Raw genomic sequence first — 17,940 nt, 5'->3', positions numbered from 1 at the left:
CGGCTATTTATACTCGGCTAAATTTATCTGTTTCCGAAAAATTGTCTAAGCTTCACGCAGTAAGTTGTTCTAATTCCATTATTTATATCAATAAAGTTAGATTTACCGTTACAATTAGTACCTATAACAAAAACACATTAACACACGCGACCTTAGTCTCATAGACCAAAGGGTAATTGAGTAAAAAGCAACCTTAGACAAAAGTGATTTTGACCAGTTGGCTCGTTTTTTGTGCGAAGCCCATTAGAGGAACTTAATGTATGACAACCAAAACTATGACAACAAAATCTTTGTGTGCACTTGCGGTTGCAAGTGTTCTCAGCGCTCCTGCTCTTGCGGCAGACCTTAACGGTACATCAGTAAACTATGGCGGTTACATCAAATTAGATGCGATGTGGAGTGATTTTTCCGACGGCTCGCTTGGCGCGCAAAATCTAGGACGAGACTTCTATATTCCGAGTAGCACACCAGTATCGGCAACCTCAAGCGAGGATGCGGTATTTGACATGCATGCAAAGCAATCACGCTTCTTCTTTGGTACTAAAACAGCGCTTGATGATGGGAGTAGCATCGATACAAAAATCGAACTCGATTTTTTAGTGACACCTGGCGGTAATGAGCGTGTTAGTAACTCGTATGTGCCTCGCATTCGTCAGGCCTATGTAACCTATAAAGGTTGGTTGTTTGGTCAGGCTTGGTCAAACTTCCAAAACGTAGGTGCATTGCCAGAAACGCTTGATTTTGTCGGACCAACAGAAGGCACGGTATTTAATCGTCAAGCCATGATCAAATATACGACTGGTAATTGGTCGTTCTCAATGGAGAATCCTGAAAGTACTGTAACAGTCAATAAAGCAATGGTTGTTACCGATGACGCAAGCATGCCTGATTTCACGGCTCGCTACACACACAATGCAGACTGGGGTAATTTTGTTGTGACCGCACTTGCTCGTCAGCTTACTTACAAAGCCGGGGCTGCGGATGAAACTGAATCTTCATTCGGTATTAGTGCATCAGGTATGGTGAAAGTTGGTTCGAAAGACAACGTTAAGTTTATGCTCACACAAGGTTCTGGACTTGGCCGCTATGTAGGCTTGAACGCGGCACATGGTGCGGTTTATGATGGCAGCAGGCTAGATGCGATTGATTCAACATCAGGCTTTGTAGCGTATCAACACTTCTGGAATGATCAATTACGTTCTACATTCTTATATTCATTCTTTGATGCCGATAATAATGTCGACCTACTCGCTTACTCAGGCGACCCTACGAAAAAAATTCATAGTTATAGTGCTAACATCCTCTATTCGCCAGTTAAAAAACTAACGTTTGGTGTTGAATACAAAGTCGCAAATCGTGAAACAGAAAGTGGATTAGATGGTGATTTAGACCGCATTCAACTTTCAGCTAAATACGTTTTCTAATCAACATCTTCTCCCTAAAAACAAGAAAGCGGCTTACGCCGCTTTCTTTTCGCTTAAATCGATACTTGTCGATTATAGTTCTAATTCACTTTCAGCAAGACCTGGATCAACCCCTTCTTCAGGCTTAATAGTTGCCTGTAGAAGTAACATATCACGTAGTTTGCCCTCGATTTCGTTCGCGATCGCCACGTTTTCTTTTAAAAACTTAATTGAGTTCGATTTACCTTGGCCGATTTTGTTACCATTGTAGCTATACCAAGCACCCGACTTATCAACGATTTTATGCTGTACACCCAAATCAAGTAACTCACCTTCTTTGGAAATACCTTCACCGTACATGATGATAAATTCAGCTTGTTTGAATGGTGGCGCTACTTTGTTCTTTACGATCTTAACACGGGTTTCATTACCGACGACTTCTTCACCTTCTTTTACTGAGCCGATACGGCGAATATCGATACGAACCGACGCGTAGAATTTCAGTGCGTTACCACCAGTGGTCGTTTCAGGGTTACCGAACATCACACCAATCTTCATACGGATTTGGTTGATGAAAATACACAACGTGTTTGAGCGTTTGATGTTTGCAGTCAGTTTACGAAGTGCTTGCGACATTAAACGAGCTTGCAAACCTACGTGCGTATCACCCATTTCACCTTCAATTTCGGCTTTAGGTGTTAATGCAGCAACCGAGTCAACAATCACAACATCAACGGCGCCAGAGCGTACTAACATGTCACAGATTTCAAGAGCTTGCTCACCTGTATCTGGTTGAGATACAAGTAGTTCGTCAACATTGACACCTAACTTTTGTGCATAAACAGGATCAAGTGCGTGCTCAGCGTCAACAAACGCACAAGTTTTACCTTGCTTCTGAGCTTCAGCGATAACTTGTAAAGTCAGCGTTGTTTTACCTGAAGATTCAGGACCGTAAATTTCAACGATACGACCTGTCGGCAAACCACCAATACCAAGCGCAATATCGATACCGAGTGAACCGGTCGAAATCGCTTCAATATCTAAAGCTTGGCTATCACCCAACTTCATGATTGAACCTTTACCGAATTGACGCTCGATCTGCGACAATGCTGCTTCCAACGCTTTTTGCTTGTTATCGTTCATTTGCTTCTCCAAACTTGCTGAATACATCCAGTATACTGTATAGAATTACAGTATCAAGCTAATTTTTATCATTAAGCAGCTTCAGTAAATTTTCTAATGCAAAAGCAATAGCTTGGCTTCTAACTTCAGATCGATTTCCTGAAAAGATGTGTGACATACTCATTGTTTTATCCAGTACTTTCCAAGCAAACCACACCAGTCCCACCGGTTTTTCCACACTTCCACCTGAAGGTCCTGCGATGCCTGAAACCGCAATGGCCACATCAGCATGAGCAGCCAATGCGCCACCGTTAGCCATTTCACATACGACTTGTTCACTTACTGCACCAAAAGCTGCGAGGGTTTCACTTGAAACATTGGCCAGCGTTGATTTGGCTGCATTGCTGTAGGTGACAAAACATTGCTCAATGTAAGTCGAACTTCCTGGGGTATCCGTAAGTGCATAACTGATCCCACCACCGGTACATGATTCAATAGTAGTGATCGTCAATCTCTTATCCGTTAGAATACCCCCTACTTTTGCAGCAAGGGTCGTTATCTCTTGATGTAAGTTCATAGTTAACCTTAGGTAGCAACATGCCAATTGATCTCTATTCTGAACATACTATAAAACAACAAACTCCAATGATGCAGCAGTATCTGCGTATAAAGTCGGAGCATAAAGACATTCTATTGTTCTACCGAATGGGCGATTTCTATGAATTGTTTTTTGACGATGCTAAAAGAGCGGCCCAACTGCTCGATATTTCGCAAACTCATCGAGGAAAAGCTGGCGGAGAACCAATTCCTATGGCGGGAGTGCCTTATCATGCGGTTGATAACTATTTAGCCCGCCTTGTGCAAATGGGAGAATCGGTCGCAATTTGCGAGCAAATTGGTGATCCCGCCACCAGCAAAGGTCCGGTAGAACGTAAAGTGGTTCGTATCGTTACGCCTGGCACTGTTACCGACGAGGCTTTACTTCAGGAACGACAAGACACTCTACTGGCTGCGATTTGGCAGGACAAAACCACATGCTTTGGCATCGCTTACCTTGATATCAACTCGGGTGAATTCACCATTGTTGAACTCGACACTGAGGAGGCTGTGCTCTCAACGCTGCAACGCTTGCAACCCGCTGAACTGCTTTACCCTGAAGAGTTCAATGCGCTCCACATAGTGGAAAAATACAAAGGAGCTCGCCGTAGACCTCAATGGGAGTTTGATTTAGACACGGCAAATCATTTACTTTGCCAACAGTTTGGGACACAGGATCTCGTTGGATTCGGCGTATCACAGTCCACTAGAGGTTTGATTGCTGCGGGCTGTGTTATGCAGTATGTCAAAGACACTCAGCGCACGGCATTACCGCATATTCGAGCAATTCGCCTTGAGAAAAATGAACATGCCGTCATTCTTGATGCCGCGACACGTAGAAACTTGGAGCTGACGACTAACTTAGGTGGTGGCATCGAAAATACTTTGGCTCAAGTATTAGATAAAACGGCGACAGCAATGGGGTCCCGCTTACTTAAGCGTCGAATTCATACGCCGATACGAGATAGACTTGAACTGAATGCGCGTTTAAACGCCATTTCGAGCATTATTGACGAACAATTGTATTTGTCGCTATTTGAGCTCTTGAAGCAAATTGGTGATATCGAACGCGTAGTTACTCGGCTTGCTCTGTGTAATGCCAGACCTCGTGATCTAACTCGTTTGCGTTTTGCATTAGAAGTGCTCGCCCCCTTACACGAGAGCCTGGCACAAAGCCAAGACGCACGCCTAACTGCAATCTGCAGTAAAACACCTGAATTTCCTGAGTTACTCGACCTTTTAACTCGCGCCGTTGTTGAAAACCCACCCGTACTCATTCGAGATGGTGGTGTCATCGCCCCTGGCTACAACGCGGAACTGGATGAATGGCGCTCACTCAGCGAAGGCGCGACGGATATCCTTGAACAATTGGAAGAACGCGAACGTGTTCGTACGGGGATCAGTACCCTAAAGATAGGTTTTAATAAAGTTCATGGTTTCTACATAGATGTAAGTCGCGCAAATAGCCATTTAGTGCCAGCCGACTACATTCGCAGACAAACTCTCAAGAATAATGAACGATATATTATTCCGGAACTTAAAGAACACGAAGACAAAGTACTGGGGAGCCAAAGCAAGGCTCTCGCTCTTGAAAAGCAACTCTATGAAGAGTTGTTTGAATTCATCGCACCTTACATTGAACAATTGCAGCTTATGGCCGCCGCATTGGCTGACTTGGATGTGCTAAATACATTTGCAGAACGAGCACAGACGCTAGATTATTGCAAACCTGAATTACATGAACATGATGGACTTGATATCGAAGGCGGTCGTCATCCTGTTGTTGAGCAAGTTTCGAAGGCACCATTTATCGCAAACCCAGTAAAACTCAGTACAGACCGTAAAATGCTGATTATTACAGGTCCGAATATGGGTGGTAAATCAACTTACATGCGCCAAACGGCCTTAATCGCATTAATGGCTCATATCGGTAGTTTTGTTCCAGCTAGCCGTGCTCAAATTGGGGCTATTGATCGCATTTTTACACGTATTGGTGCAAGTGACGATCTTGCTTCTGGCCGCTCAACATTTATGGTTGAAATGACTGAAACAGCAACGATATTAAATAATGCGACGAGCCAATCCTTAGTATTAATGGATGAAATCGGGCGCGGCACAAGTACGTACGACGGCTTATCTTTAGCTTATGCAACCGCGGACTATCTCGCGTCGAAACTATCGGCTAAAACTTTGTTTGCAACACATTACTTTGAGTTGACAGAACTCGCTCAACTGAAGCATGGCCTTGTCAATGTGCATTTAGATGCGGTAGAGCATGGCGACACGATCGCGTTCAAGCACACCGTGTTGGAAGGCCCCGCGAGCAAAAGTTTCGGATTGCAGGTTGCGGCACTTGCGGGCGTACCCAAAGACGTGATCCAAACGGCAAAACGAAAATTGGCACTGCTAGAGTCGCATCAATCAGTGATTGAAACCGAATTAAATGAACGTGGAAACACCATGACGACGACCACACAGTCACAGCTATCACTGCTACCAGCAGCAAACCCACTTGAAGAGAAACTGACGAGCATTGACCCTAATGAGTTAACGCCAAAACAAGCGCTCGATTTATTGTTTGAACTCAAAGCGTTAACAAAGTAAAGACGACGTAGTCTGAGTCGTTGAATAACGAACGAATACTTTCATGAGTTTATGCGTACACGCATAAAGTAAAAAACCACTCTAGCGAGTGGTTTTTTTAACAAAATGGACCTATCAGAGCTGTTCAAAAAGGCTATCTGTACTTAACCCTTCGTGTTGCAAGATATCTTTCAAGCGGCGCAAAGCTTCAACTTGAATTTGACGCACGCGTTCACGAGTTAGACCGATTTCTCGTCCTACATCTTCAAGCGTAGATGGTTCGTATCCGAGTAAACCAAAGCGGCGGGCGAGTACTTCTCGTTGTTTTGGATTCAGCTCACCCAACCAATCAACAATATGGCGGTTGATGTCATTGCTTTGAACTTCATTTTCAGGACCGAAACCGCGTTCATCCGTAAGAACATCTAACAAGGCTTTGTCATTCTCACCACCTATAGGCGTGTCTACAGAGGTGATTTTTTCATTTAGTCGGAGCATCCGACTTACTTCTTCAACAGGCTTATCCAAACAAGCAGCTATTTCTTCAGCCGTCGGCTCGTGATCCAGTTTTTGTGTAAGCTCTCTTGCAGTTCGCAAGTACACATTTAATTCTTTTACAACGTGAATCGGTAAACGAATGGTGCGGGTCTGGTTCATAATCGCACGTTCAATAGTTTGACGTATCCACCAAGTTGCGTAGGTAGAAAATCGGAATCCGCGCTCAGGATCGAATTTTTCAACGGCTCGTATCAGACCCAGATTGCCCTCTTCGATTAAATCGAGTAGCGCAAGGCCACGGTTATTATAACGGCGAGCGATCTTTACTACCAAACGTAAGTTACTTTCAATCATACGTTTTCGTGAAGCTTCGCATCCTTTGAGGGCTTTGCGTGCAAAGTAGACTTCTTCTTCTGCACTAAGTAACGGAGAAAATCCGATCTCACTCAAATAAAGCTGAGTCGCATCGAGATTTTTGACGGCTTCATCTTTTAAAAAAATCTCTTCGTCAGCGTCATCTTCCTCGTTGAGTATTTCTTCATCATCAATCGATTCGTCGATCGTTACTTCATCTTCGAATTTGTCTTCAAAATCGCTCGTTTTCTTTGATTCAAGTTTCGCTGTTTGACTCATACCGTCCTCCCAAGCAACTTAATGATCATATCCATCCGATTGGATTAAATTAGTTTTTCGGTAAATAGATCACCGGATCAACAGACTGCCCTCTAAAGCGGATCTCAAATCTGAGCGCCGATGATTCAGCATCTGTACTTCCCATTTCGGCAATCTTTTGACCAACTTTAACCTGCTGTTGCTCTCTAACAAGCAATTTTGAGTTGTGCGCGTATGCACTTAAATAATCATCATCGTGTTTCAATATGATTAAATTGCCGTAACCGCGTAACGCGTTTCCAGCGTACACAACCACACCACCAGCAGCAGCAACGACGTTAGTCCCTTGTTTGTTACTTATCTGCAAACCTTTGTAGCCATTTTCCTTAATCGAAAACCGTTGAGTAATTTTACCCGACGTAGGCCAAATCCAATGTACCCCTTTACTATCCAACTGATTGGTACTACTGGATTTTTTATTGACCTCTTTTTGAACATACTCTGGTTGATTTTTCGGATCAAGATCTTTTTTTACAATTTTGTTATATTTTCGTTGTTGAGAACTAGACTTATTACTCAGATTGGTATATTTTTTGCGCTTTTTATTTTTATTATTGGAATTGTCAAAATACAGCTTCTGCCCAGGGTAAATAGTGAATGGGGCTGGGATATTGTTGCGCTTTGCAACTGTGCGGTAATCTTGATTTGCGGCGAATGCAATAGAGAAAAGAGTATCGCCTTGCTTTACAACATAGGAAGACCCCTTAATATTAATTTTTTGTGTTGAAGACGTCTGACGAGTATCTAAACTACTCACTGGTGCTGGTTTTTGACGGGAACTACACGCGCTTAAGGCGATACATAAAGACAACAATGTAACAACGCGCCAATGTAACACTGTCCTCTCCTCGGCCTATTTCCTAATCGATTAACTAATTAACGTCTTGAAAATAAGATTAAAGCACAATTTCTCCAGCGACTAAAGGCACAAACCGAACTGCGGCCAACTGCTCGCTCTGAATTCCTTGCTCTGTTTTCCTAAATAACATTAACGTTTGTTCACTCTCCCCTATGGGGGCAATCATAACGCCATTTAATGCTAGTTGTTCAAGAAGTGCTTCTGGCACGGTTTTGGCCGCTGCGGTGACAAGAATCCCATTGAATGGCGCTTTACTTGACCAACCTTGCCATCCATCGCCATGTTTCATTGCAACATTGTACAAATCGAGTTGGTGCAAACGCCTTTTCGCTTGCCATTGTAATGATTTAATACGCTCAATAGAGCAGATTTCATCAAACGTTTGAGCCAAGATAGCAGTTTGATAGCCCGATCCTGTGCCGACTTCAAGTACTTTGCCTTTCACACCCGCATCCAATAGTAACTCGGTCATTTTCGCGACAATGTACGGCTGTGAAATTGTTTGGCCTTGCCCTATTGGCAATGCGGTATTCTCATAGGCTTTATGTTTTAGCACATCATCAATAAATAAGTGTCTTGGTGTACGTTCTATAACTTGTAAAACACTCGTATGGCGAATGCCATTTTGCTGAAGTAACGTTTTTAACGCCGAAGCGCTACGAGAATAATTGCTAAGCACTTAGTCCACCTGTAACCACGTTTTCATTGCATTAATACTGGAATGAGCAGTCATGTCGATTTGCAATGGGGTAATCGATGCATAACCACTGTTAATCGCATGAAAATCCGTTCCTTCTCCGGCGTCACTTTCATTACCAAGCGATCCATACCAATAAATTTCTCGACCCCAAGGATCTTCTCGCTTAGTCATCGTTTCAGCTTTATGCCGCGCACCCAAACGCGTCACTTTCATTCCTTTTAGTTCAGAGAGCGGAATATCCGGTACGTTAAGATTTAGAATTTGATCTTTGGGGAGCGGGTGTGCATTTAAACGTTTAATGATATCCACGGTGACTGCTGCTGCCGTTTCATAATGAGCTTCTCGTTTTGAGCACAGTGAAACCGCTATCGCTGGCAACCCCATATGACGTCCTTCCATTGCAGCTGCAACAGTTCCCGAGTAGAGCGTATCATCGCCTAAGTTAGCACCACAGTTTATGCCTGCTACCACTAAATCGGGTTTTGTTTCCATCAGTTGGTTTACCCCCAAATGGACACAATCTGTTGGCGTCCCATTGACCGAAATGAAACCGTTATCCAAGGTTGTTGCTCGAAGAGGATTGAGTAAAGTTAGTGAACTGCTTGCGCCACTACAGTTTCTATCCGGCCCAATAACCGTAACCTCTGCAATTTGGCTTAGAGCATGGTATAGAATTGCAATCCCCTTTGCATGCACACCATCATCGTTACTTAATAGTATTCTCACTTACTCAATCTCCTCACTGATCACTTTGCTGACATCTTGATAAAGTGCAAGCTCTCTTAAAACCGCTGTTGCGAATGTGCCTTTTGGCAACTCAAAGCCCAGTTTTAACGTCGTGTCATTCAGAGATTCCACGGTAAAGTTTTTCGGTACTAGGCGAAGAGCACGACGCTCCATTTTTAATCCAAGCTGACACAGTCCTTCACACCATTTTTGATAGTCTTCTAGCCAATTGCGCTCTTGTTCTACTATGCCTCTGTCGCCTTTACCAAACAAGGGGGCTGATAAATGAATATCTCCCTCCAGTAATCGAGCTACATTTGCATCACTTAAATCCTCCTCAAAAAAGGCATTGCTCCCTTCTAAAAGGAAAATCTCTCTCGGCCAGCTGACAGCAAGTCCGTGTGCTTCCACTCTTTTACTGACAACGTGATTAAATAGTGCCGACCGAGCAGCAGAGATCACCAGTCCTCTGAGTTTTTTATCGCGAATGACTTCTCCATCAAACATGCGCTCTGCCATCGTCAAATTATGGCCATCGAAACCAAAACGCTGTTCACCAAAATAATTTGGTACGCCTTGCCTAACTGCATTAATACGCGCCAAAATAGCACGGATATCAGATACGTTACGCAACGTAATTTCAAATCGATTTCCTTTGTGACATCCCGTGCGTAACTTGCGATTATGCCTAAGCTGTTGTACCACCATCCGATGGTCATTGTTCAATGAACTAAAATCGATGTCTTTTTTAATAGGTACAGGCACACTAAACCACTGAGTACAAACACCGTGTCTGTCCTTGAGGCCCGCATAACTTACATCTCGAAGGCCGACACCTGCCGCTTTTGCAATTGCTTTTGCAAGACTGATGGTGTTTTCACCGCGTTTTATCATTTGCAAGCACACATGTTCACCGTCACCAGTAAACGCAATGTCCATGACCTCATCCACGACAAAATCTTCTGGCAAGGTCTTAAACTCAGCCGTGGCTGTCGGTTTCCCATAAAGGTAGTTAAGCGTTAACATGCTTTCACCAATAACACGACGGCATGACTTGAAATACCTTCCTTACGCCCTTCAAATCCTAATTTTTCTGTCGTAGTTGCTTTTACATTCACATTGTCGATGTGCGTTTCACAATCCGCCGCTAAATTGGCGCGCATTGCGTCAATGTGCGGGCGCATTTTAGGTGCTTGTGCCACTATCGTTACATCAAGATTACCTATCTGATAACCTTTGTCTTTTACTAAGCCAAAGACGTGTCTGAGTAAAATCCGACTATCAATATTTTCAAACTCACTGGCCGTATCTGGAAAATGCAAGCCAATGTCGCCTAGAGCAACTGCACCAAGTAATGCATCACATAGAGCATGGATAGCGACGTCGCCATCGGAATGAGCAAGAAAACCTTGTTCGTACGGGATCTTTACTCCGCCAAGCGTGATCGGCCCTAGCCCACCAAATTTATGTACATCAAAGCCGTGTCCAATTCTCATCATTGTGCATTCTCTTTTTGTTTGTCGAGCAGATAACAAGCCAACTCGTAATCTTCAGGCGACGTAATTTTGATATTGTCACTGCGCCCCGACACTAATTGCACAGGCAAGCATAACCGCTCCATCGCCGAGGCTTCATCTGTAATGGTATTCGGCGCTTCTTTAAGCCCTTGCTCTATAGCCGCCAACAATTCGCCAAATTTGAACATTTGTGGAGTCAGTGCCGACCAAAGTCGTTCTCGAGGGACTGTTTTTTCAATATTTGTATCGCCCTGTTTGATCGTATCTTTCACTCTTGATGCGAGAATACCTCCCTCATCATTTTCTAAGCATTGCGTGATTAACGTCGAGATATCCGCAGGCTGAACTAACGGTCGAGCAGCATCGTGAACCAGCACCCAATCGGGGTTATCGTCTCGTAAATGTTGCAGTGCGTTAAACACAGATTCCGCACGCGACGCACCACCCAAGCAAGCACTTACTCTGGTATCGGAGAACGAAATATCGGAAAAGTATTCATCTTCGTGACTAATCGCTATCAACACGGTCGAAATACATGGCAAAGCTAAGAGTTTGTTTGTCGTGTGTTCGAGAATGGTTTGATCTTGAATAACTAAGTATTGTTTAGGGAAATTTAGCTGCATCCGACTGCCGACACCGGCAGCGGGTATAACAGCGGCTATCTTAACTCGATTCTTCATGGCTGTTTTGCAGGTAACACTCGAATAAAGGTCTCGTCTTTCTTGATCAGGCCAAGTTCATGTCGCGCCCGTTCTTCAACGCCTTCTAATCCAAGTTTAAGGTCATCAATGTCCGCTTTGAGTAAGCGATTTCGTTTTTGTAATTGCGTATTTGTTTCTTTGTGTTCAATCACAGCGTGTTTGATATGAACATAATCTTGGATACCATTATGCCCAAGCCACAACTTGTATTGTATATACCCTGCAAGACAAAGCAGAATAAGCTGAAACATTCGCATTTATGCGCTCCAATTACGTCGTCGGCTGACGGAGGTTCAGTTTCGCTTTTTTCACGTCTTTCCAATTTATACTACTGGCCAGCAGCATTTCACGTAACGTTAAAAGCCTAGGGGCTGATGGCTTTCCCAATTTCCACTGGTGTCCACAACAAGCAGCCGTCATCAGTGCCAGTGTTGGTTTTAATAGTCTTAAATTCGGGTTCTCTGTGTGTTCACCCGTCAGATGAAACCAACCGTACTGATTGCAATGCACGCTATTTTCGCTCAACTGATCTAGGCTGTCCATGAATAGCTGACAATAAACTTCATCTTTGTGGAGGATTGGGACAACTAAGCCCAGTTTACTCGCTTGTTTAAAATAGCCTTCGGTTTTCATTGGATCAGCACTTGGTTGCTTACGAATAGGACTTAACCAACAGGCATTCTGCGTATCAAGTTCGATGGGAATATTACCTTGAACGATATGGCGAGCCGCACGCTCAACGTATATCGGTAGGCTTTTCAATAAACGCTGCATACGCGCTAAATCGGCCAATTGACTTAGATGGCTAATTTCTCTGGCGTAAAACACATTGGCAAGCTCAGCGAATGCTAATCTTTCCGCTTCATTTTGCCAAATCGTTGTTTGTAATTGATTCGTTGCTGCGTCACGCTTCAAGTGGCCTCCTTGATGTGTAGCCAGTTATAGCATGCCAAGGAGGACAAATAAACGTCAGTATGGAGGATTTTTAGTCTTTTGGCCTGTGGCCTAATTTCGCGCTGCCATCCGCTAAAAACTGAATAACCGCATCGCGCTTTTTGCCAAGTAGCAAACTGCCATCAGCCAAAAACATAAAGTTTTGCCAAGTACGTTTAAATACATCGAAACGTGTTTCAATAACATGTTCTCTGGATAAGCAGAAATACACGGTTGTGTTATCTTCCCAACCCAAAAATGTGGTAAATACGTCAGGAAGTTCAGGTTCTTCGGCTTCCCATTCCACTTCCCAATTGACGCTTTCTTGCCAAGACTTGCTATCACCAGTCCATTCTGACGAAACAAAGAAATCAGGATGATCTTTTTCTTTGCTCACCATGGTCGTCCATAACGTTGCCGCTCGAGCTGCGCTCATTAATTTGATCTGTGCCAGATCCTGATCATCTATGGGGAGATCTTTATGTCTAAATACCCAGGCTTTTTTAAATTCATCTAGGGCAATATAATTCATGCTTATGCCTAATTCGAAAATCACCTGACTATTATACGGAGCAGGACGTGCAAAACCAAATCAAACCTGGCCTTTACCAACATTATAAAGGCCCAATTTATAAAGTACTCTTTGTTGCTACACATTCAGAAACGGAAGAATCTCTCGTTGTGTATCAAACTCAATACGGTGACTTCGACCATTGGGTAAGGCCACTCGCTATGTTTACCGAAGTAGTCGACTTAGATGGTACTCACGTTCCTCGATTCAAATATGTAGGCCCTAGCAACTAAGTTGAGGTCACATAATGAGTATGGCAAGATAATCACCATACTCATTAGACCAGAGACTATTATGCTTTTTACCGGCACGGATTCTTACATTGCGACATCCGCTCTTCAGCAAGCCGTCAACGCGGCAGTTATACTAGAAAAACCGCTACTTATAAAAGGCGAACCAGGTACGGGCAAAACCTTACTCGCGGAAGAACTAGCAAAAAGCCTAGGGACAGAGTTAATTCAGTGGCACATAAAATCCACCACGAAAGCTCAACAAGGTCTATACGAATATGATGCCGTATCGCGTCTTCGTGATAGTCAGCTTGGTGACCCTCGTGTCCACGACATCAAAAACTACATTAAAAAAGGGAAACTATGGCAAGCCTTTAGCGCTGAAAAGCGTCCAGTATTGCTAATTGATGAGATAGATAAGGCTGATATTGAATTTCCAAATGACTTGCTGCTTGAACTCGATAAAATGGAGTTTCATGTTTATGAAACAGGTGAACAAGTCAAAGCAGCTATTCGCCCAATTGTGATAATTACCTCGAATAATGAAAAAGAGTTGCCAGATGCGTTCCTACGCCGATGCTTCTTTCACTATATTGATTTCCCTACGCTAGATGAAATGGAACAAATTATTGATGTTCATTATCCTAATATCCAACAGCGATTAATAAAAGAAGCGTTAGAAGTATTCTTTAAACTAAGAGACATACCTGGCCTTAAGAAAAAGCCAAGTACAAGTGAACTGCTAGATTGGTTAAAACTGTTAATGGCCGATCAGATTGATCCTCAGGTTTTACAGGACAAATCACATCAAGGAGGATTGATGCCACTGTTTGGTGCACTTCTTAAAAATAAACAGGACGTCAGCTTAGTCGAAAAGCTCGCATTTATGGCGAAACGATAAGATGTTACTCAAATTCTTCTTCACACTAAAACGTCATGGGGTCAAAGTTAGCCTTAGAGAATGGCTTGATTTACTTAAAGCACTTGAAAATGGCTTATGCTTTGCTGACATAGAGGGATTCTATCATTTAGCGCGTATTATTTTAGTAAAAGACGAAACACAGTTTGATAAATTTGACCGAGCGTTTGCTCAATATTTTCAAGGAATCGAGAACTTAGACTTATTTTCCGCACTGCAACAACATGAAATCCCGACCGAGTGGCTCAGGAAAGAGTTTGAGAAACACTTATCTGAAGAGGAAAAAGAGAAACTAGATACGCTAGGAGGGCTGGATGAACTGCTCAAAACTTTGCAGGAAAGGCTGAACGAGCAATCAGGTCGCCATGCTGGAGGAAATAAATGGGTTGGAACTGGCGGAACCTCGCCGTTTGGCGCTTACGGATTTCATCCTGAAGGTGTCCGAATTGGGCAAGATGGGAATCGCAATCGTCGAGCGGTAAAAGTATGGGATAAACGGCAATATCGCAATTTGGATGACAATAGCGATATTAGTAGTCGCACAATGAAGCTAGCGTTAAAAAAACTTCGTAAGTTTGCGCGTAGTGGAGCAAGTGACGAGTTGGATCTAAACGAGACAATCCGCGCAACAGCCCAGCAAGGAGGAATGTTGGATGTTGTCATGTCACCAGAAAGGCACAATGCAGTTAAGGTAATCATGTTGTTTGATATTGGTGGGTCTATGGACGATTATATCCATATCTGCGAAGAGCTATTCAGTGCAGCACGAAGTGAATTCAAGCATTTAGAATTCTTTTACTTCCATAACTGTGTCTATGAACATGTGTGGCAAGATAACCTCCGCCGCCACGCTAAAGTTATAGATACCTACCAATTAATCCACCGTTTTGGCAGAGACTATCGCTTAATCTTTGTTGGCGATGCCACTATGGGCCCATACGAAATCGCGTATCCAGGTGGCAGCGTAGAACACTGGAACCAAGAAGCAGGAAGCGTTTGGGTGAAGCGACTCACCGATCATTTTGAAAAATCAGCTTGGCTTAATCCTCAACCCAAAGAGCATTGGCGCTACTATCAGTCGATTGAGTTGATTAACGAGTTAATGGAAGGAAGGATGTTTGCATTGAGCCTTAATGGTATTAGTGACGCCATCCGTGAGCTCAGTTAGCAAGCCTAAATTACGGTGTAGAAAAATTTAGGCCTGCTTCAACCACTTTAATGCATTTTGGCAAGAGTAAAACACTCGAACGAAAAAACCGGCATATTGAGCGACTATTTCATTAAAGTCATGGGAATGATCTCCATCAGACACAAGAATTGCTGATCGAATATCTCTAGGAAGACCTAGATTTTTTACTTCTCTTGTAGCATATATAAAAGCTTGTTCGGCATCAATTTGATGAGGTGAAGCCCTCATGTCATTCAATATAAGTTTTATGCCTGTCTCTTCAATCTGCTGAATGTACATCTGAGCTAACTTATGCGCCTTTTCTATAGTCATCGTTCCTTTGACACGGCCTATCAAATAAGTTTTATCGTCTGATATATTAACCATCACTTCCATAAGCTGTAACTCTAAAATAAGTTGTCATTATAAATAGATTTTCGGCGCCAAAAAGCAAAAAAGCCCGACTCTTTCGGATCGGGCTTTCTTTAATTAAGAGTCGGGGGCGCCCAGCCTGGCGATGTCCGGTCTGCGGCCAGAGGCCTTCGACGTTCAAAGCCGGTGAAGCAAAACTGTTTGCTTCCCTAATCGACTTTTCACCCTACTTTCACGTAGCACATCCCTAAACACGTAATAAATAAAAAGGCCTCTTCTTTCGAAGAGGCCTTTTTATTTAATTAGAGCCTGGCGATGTCCTACTTTCACATGGCAGCTGCCACACTATCATCGGCGCTGTTGCGTTTCACTTCTGAGTTCGGCATGGGGTCAGGTGGGTCCACAACGCTATTGTCACCAAGCATAAGCTGGTCGTCTACTCGCTACCGCAAGTAAACTAAATCTGGAACGCTAATATTAATGTCTTTTACTTCGTCGTTGTCTACTTTAGTCAATACTTAACTTCTAACAACTAAACCACTTTGGCGTTGTATGGTTAAGCCTCACGGGTAATTAGTACAGGTTAGCTTCACGCCTCACAGCGCTTCCACACCCTGCCTATCAACGTTGTAGTCTCCAACGGCCCTTTAGTGGAGTTAAACTCCAAGTGAGAACTCATCTCGAGGCTCGCTTCCCGCTTAGATGCTTTCAGCGGTTATCGATTCCGAACGTAGCTACCGGGCAATGCCATTGGCATGACAACCCGAACACCAGCGGTTCGTCCACTCCGGTCCTCTCGTACTAGGAGCAGCCCCTCTCAATTCTCAAACGCCCACGGCAGATAGGGACCGAACTGTCTCACGACGTTCTAAACCCAGCTCGCGTACCACTTTAAATGGCGAACAGCCATACCCTTGGGACCGACTTCAGCCCCAGGATGTGATGAGCCGACATCGAGGTGCCAAACACCGCCGTCGATATGAACTCTTGGGCGGTATCAGCCTGTTATCCCCGGAGTACCTTTTATCCGTTGAGCGATGGCCCTTCCATTCAGAACCACCGGATCACTATGACCTACTTTCGTACCTGCTCGACGTGTCTGTCTCGCAGTTAAGCTTGCTTCTACCATTACACTAACCGAGCGATGTCCGACCGCTCTTAGCAAACCTTCGTGCTCCTCCGTTACTCTTTGGGAGGAGACCGCCCCAGTCAAACTACCCACCAGGCACTGTCCGTAACCCCGATTAGGGGCCAACGTTAGAACATCAAACATACAAGGGTGGTATTTCAAGGACGGCTCCACAAGAACTAGCGTTCTTGCTTCAAAGCCTCCCACCTATCCTACACATGTAGGTTCAATGTTCAGTGCCAAGCTATAGTAAAGGTTCACGGGGTCTTTCCGTCTAGCCGCGGGTACACAGCATCTTCACTGCGATTTCAATTTCACTGAGTCTCGGGTGGAGACAGCGTAGCCATGATTACGCCATTCGTGCAGGTCGGAACTTACCCGACAAGGAATTTCGCTACCTTAGGACCGTTATAGTTACGGCCGCCGTTTACCGGGGCTTCGATCAAGAGCTTCGTCCAAAGACTAACCCCATCAATTAACCTTCCGGCACCGGGCAGGCGTCACACCGTATACGTCATCTTACGATTTTGCACAGTGCTGTGTTTTTAATAAACAGTTCCAGCTACCTATTCTCTGCGACTCCCGTCTGCTTACACCGCAAGGGCTTAACAGACAAGAGCGTACCTTCTCCCGAAGTTACGGTACCATTTTGCCTAGTTCCTTCACCCGAGTTCTCTCAAGCGCCTTAGTATTCTCTACCTGACCACCTGTGTCGGTTTCGGGTACGATTCAATATGAACTGAAGCTTAGAGGCTTTTCCTGGAAGTAGGGCATCAACAACTTCACACCCGTAGGTGCTCGTCTCGTATCTCAGCTTTAGCGACCCGGATTTGCCTAAGTCACCAGCCTACATACTTTCACATGGACAACCAACGCCATGCTTGCCTAGCCTGCTCCGTCCCCCCATCGCATTCATATCAAGTACGGGAATATTAACCCGTTTCCCATCGACTACGCTCTTCAGCCTCGCCTTAGGGGTCGACTCACCCTACCCTGATTAACATGGGATAGGAACCCTTGGTCTTCCGGCGTGCGGGTTTTTCACCCGCATTATCGTTACTTATGTCAGCATTCGCACTTCTGATACCTCCAGCATACCTCCCGGTACACCTTCAACGGCTTACAGAACGCTCCCCTACCCCGCAGATAAAATCTGCAGCCGCAGCTTCGGTGGTATGTTTAGCCCCGTTACATCTTCCGCGCAGGCCGACTCGACTAGTGAGCTATTACGCTTTCTTTA

At 44.2% G+C, this 17,940-nt stretch carries 18 protein-coding genes and 2 rRNA genes (1 of these 20 running past the window's edge); 5 read left to right on the top strand and 15 right to left on the bottom strand.

What is annotated here, in order from left to right:
• Positions 1 to 260: 260 nt before the first annotated feature.
• Positions 261 to 1,424: a DcaP family trimeric outer membrane transporter gene (locus NI389_RS12685; protein WP_308360251.1), complete on the top strand. Its 1,164-nt coding sequence runs from the start codon at positions 261 to 263 to the stop codon at positions 1,422 to 1,424.
• Between the two features lie 72 nt (positions 1,425 to 1,496).
• Here NI389_RS12685 and recA read toward each other — a convergent pair whose 3' ends face one another.
• Both recA and NI389_RS12675 read right to left on the bottom strand, forming a co-directional pair.
• A complete protein-coding gene (recA, locus tag NI389_RS12680) occupies positions 1,497 to 2,546 on the bottom strand; it encodes a recombinase RecA (RefSeq protein ID WP_208842337.1) in 1,050 nt (349 codons plus the stop codon).
• A 58-nt stretch (positions 2,547 to 2,604) separates the two neighbouring features.
• Positions 2,605 to 3,102, bottom strand: coding sequence for a CinA family protein (locus NI389_RS12675; RefSeq protein ID WP_308360250.1), 498 nt, complete (start codon positions 3,100 to 3,102; stop codon positions 2,605 to 2,607).
• 20 nt (positions 3,103 to 3,122) lie between these two features.
• Here NI389_RS12675 and mutS point away from each other — a divergent pair, with 20 nt between their 5' ends.
• Positions 3,123 to 5,726 (top strand): DNA mismatch repair protein MutS, encoded by a 2,604-nt coding sequence (gene mutS / locus NI389_RS12670; protein ID WP_308360249.1) that lies wholly within the window; start codon positions 3,123 to 3,125, stop codon positions 5,724 to 5,726.
• A 114-nt stretch (positions 5,727 to 5,840) separates the two neighbouring features.
• Here the strand turns inward: mutS and rpoS are convergent, their stop codons facing one another.
• The 10 genes from rpoS to NI389_RS12620 all read right to left on the bottom strand — a co-directional run bounded on the left by rpoS (position 5,841) and on the right by NI389_RS12620 (position 12,843).
• Positions 5,841 to 6,836 (bottom strand): RNA polymerase sigma factor RpoS, encoded by a 996-nt coding sequence (rpoS, locus tag NI389_RS12665; protein WP_208842335.1) that lies wholly within the window; start codon positions 6,834 to 6,836, stop codon positions 5,841 to 5,843.
• 49 nt (positions 6,837 to 6,885) lie between these two features.
• On the bottom strand, positions 6,886 to 7,713 hold the full coding sequence (locus NI389_RS12660) for a peptidoglycan DD-metalloendopeptidase family protein (protein WP_308360248.1): 828 nt from the start codon (positions 7,711 to 7,713) through the stop codon (positions 6,886 to 6,888).
• Positions 7,714 to 7,771: 58 nt separating this feature from the next.
• On the bottom strand, positions 7,772 to 8,413 hold the full coding sequence (locus tag NI389_RS12655; protein WP_308360247.1) for a protein-L-isoaspartate(D-aspartate) O-methyltransferase: 642 nt from the start codon (positions 8,411 to 8,413) through the stop codon (positions 7,772 to 7,774).
• Positions 8,414 to 9,160, bottom strand: a complete 747-nt coding sequence (gene surE / locus NI389_RS12650) for a 5'/3'-nucleotidase SurE (protein ID WP_308360246.1) — start codon at positions 9,158 to 9,160, stop codon at positions 8,414 to 8,416.
• Positions 9,161 to 10,186, bottom strand: a complete 1,026-nt coding sequence (truD, locus tag NI389_RS12645; protein ID WP_308360245.1) for a tRNA pseudouridine(13) synthase TruD — start codon at positions 10,184 to 10,186, stop codon at positions 9,161 to 9,163. It abuts the gene before it with no gap.
• Entirely contained in the window at positions 10,180 to 10,659 is a 480-nt protein-coding gene (gene ispF, locus NI389_RS12640; RefSeq protein WP_308360244.1) for a 2-C-methyl-D-erythritol 2,4-cyclodiphosphate synthase, read from the bottom strand. The genes truD and ispF overlap by 7 nt, the downstream gene beginning before the upstream one ends.
• Entirely contained in the window at positions 10,656 to 11,357 is a 702-nt protein-coding gene (gene ispD / locus NI389_RS12635; protein ID WP_308360243.1) for a 2-C-methyl-D-erythritol 4-phosphate cytidylyltransferase, read from the bottom strand. Before ispD ends, ispF begins: the two co-directional genes overlap by 4 nt.
• Positions 11,354 to 11,635 (bottom strand): cell division protein FtsB, encoded by a 282-nt coding sequence (ftsB, locus tag NI389_RS12630; RefSeq protein WP_308360242.1) that lies wholly within the window; start codon positions 11,633 to 11,635, stop codon positions 11,354 to 11,356. Before ftsB ends, ispD begins: the two co-directional genes overlap by 4 nt.
• 13 nt (positions 11,636 to 11,648) lie before the next feature.
• Complete coding sequence (locus NI389_RS12625) at positions 11,649 to 12,293, bottom strand: hypothetical protein (RefSeq protein ID WP_308360241.1); 645 nt, start codon at positions 12,291 to 12,293, stop codon at positions 11,649 to 11,651.
• A 70-nt stretch (positions 12,294 to 12,363) separates the two neighbouring features.
• Complete coding sequence (locus tag NI389_RS12620) at positions 12,364 to 12,843, bottom strand: DUF2947 family protein (RefSeq protein ID WP_308360240.1); 480 nt, start codon at positions 12,841 to 12,843, stop codon at positions 12,364 to 12,366.
• Positions 12,844 to 12,890: 47 nt separating this feature from the next.
• Here NI389_RS12620 and NI389_RS12615 point away from each other — a divergent pair, with 47 nt between their 5' ends.
• The 3 genes from NI389_RS12615 (at position 12,891) to NI389_RS12605 (ending at position 15,199) form a co-directional block, all read left to right on the top strand.
• Positions 12,891 to 13,115, top strand: a complete 225-nt coding sequence (locus tag NI389_RS12615) for a DUF1653 domain-containing protein (RefSeq protein ID WP_308360239.1) — start codon at positions 12,891 to 12,893, stop codon at positions 13,113 to 13,115.
• 61 nt (positions 13,116 to 13,176) lie between these two features.
• Positions 13,177 to 14,013 carry an AAA family ATPase gene (locus tag NI389_RS12610; protein ID WP_308360238.1) on the top strand — a complete coding sequence of 279 codons (837 nt, stop codon included), beginning with the start codon at positions 13,177 to 13,179 and terminating at the stop codon, positions 14,011 to 14,013.
• 1 nt (position 14,014) lies between these two features.
• The gene (locus NI389_RS12605) at positions 14,015 to 15,199 is read left to right on the top strand and encodes a vWA domain-containing protein (RefSeq protein ID WP_308360237.1); all 1,185 of its coding nucleotides are present in this window, start codon (positions 14,015 to 14,017) and stop codon (positions 15,197 to 15,199) included.
• 27 nt (positions 15,200 to 15,226) lie between these two features.
• Here NI389_RS12605 and NI389_RS12600 read toward each other — a convergent pair whose 3' ends face one another.
• The 3 genes from NI389_RS12600 to NI389_RS12590 form a co-directional block, all read right to left on the bottom strand.
• A complete protein-coding gene (locus NI389_RS12600; protein ID WP_308360236.1) occupies positions 15,227 to 15,595 on the bottom strand; it encodes a hypothetical protein in 369 nt (122 codons plus the stop codon).
• A gap of 283 nt (positions 15,596 to 15,878) precedes the next feature.
• Positions 15,879 to 15,993: ribosomal RNA gene (gene rrf, locus NI389_RS12595) — 5S ribosomal RNA — on the bottom strand.
• 130 nt (positions 15,994 to 16,123) lie between these two features.
• Positions 16,124 to 17,940, bottom strand: a 23S ribosomal RNA gene (locus tag NI389_RS12590) (it continues 1,067 nt past the right edge of the window).

Source organism: Pseudoalteromonas xiamenensis, from assembly GCF_030994125.1.
Classification (GTDB): domain Bacteria; phylum Pseudomonadota; class Gammaproteobacteria; order Enterobacterales; family Alteromonadaceae; genus Pseudoalteromonas; species Pseudoalteromonas xiamenensis_B.
Note: the sequence above shows the minus strand (reverse complement) of the source record. Positions and strands in the feature narration are given on the sequence as shown.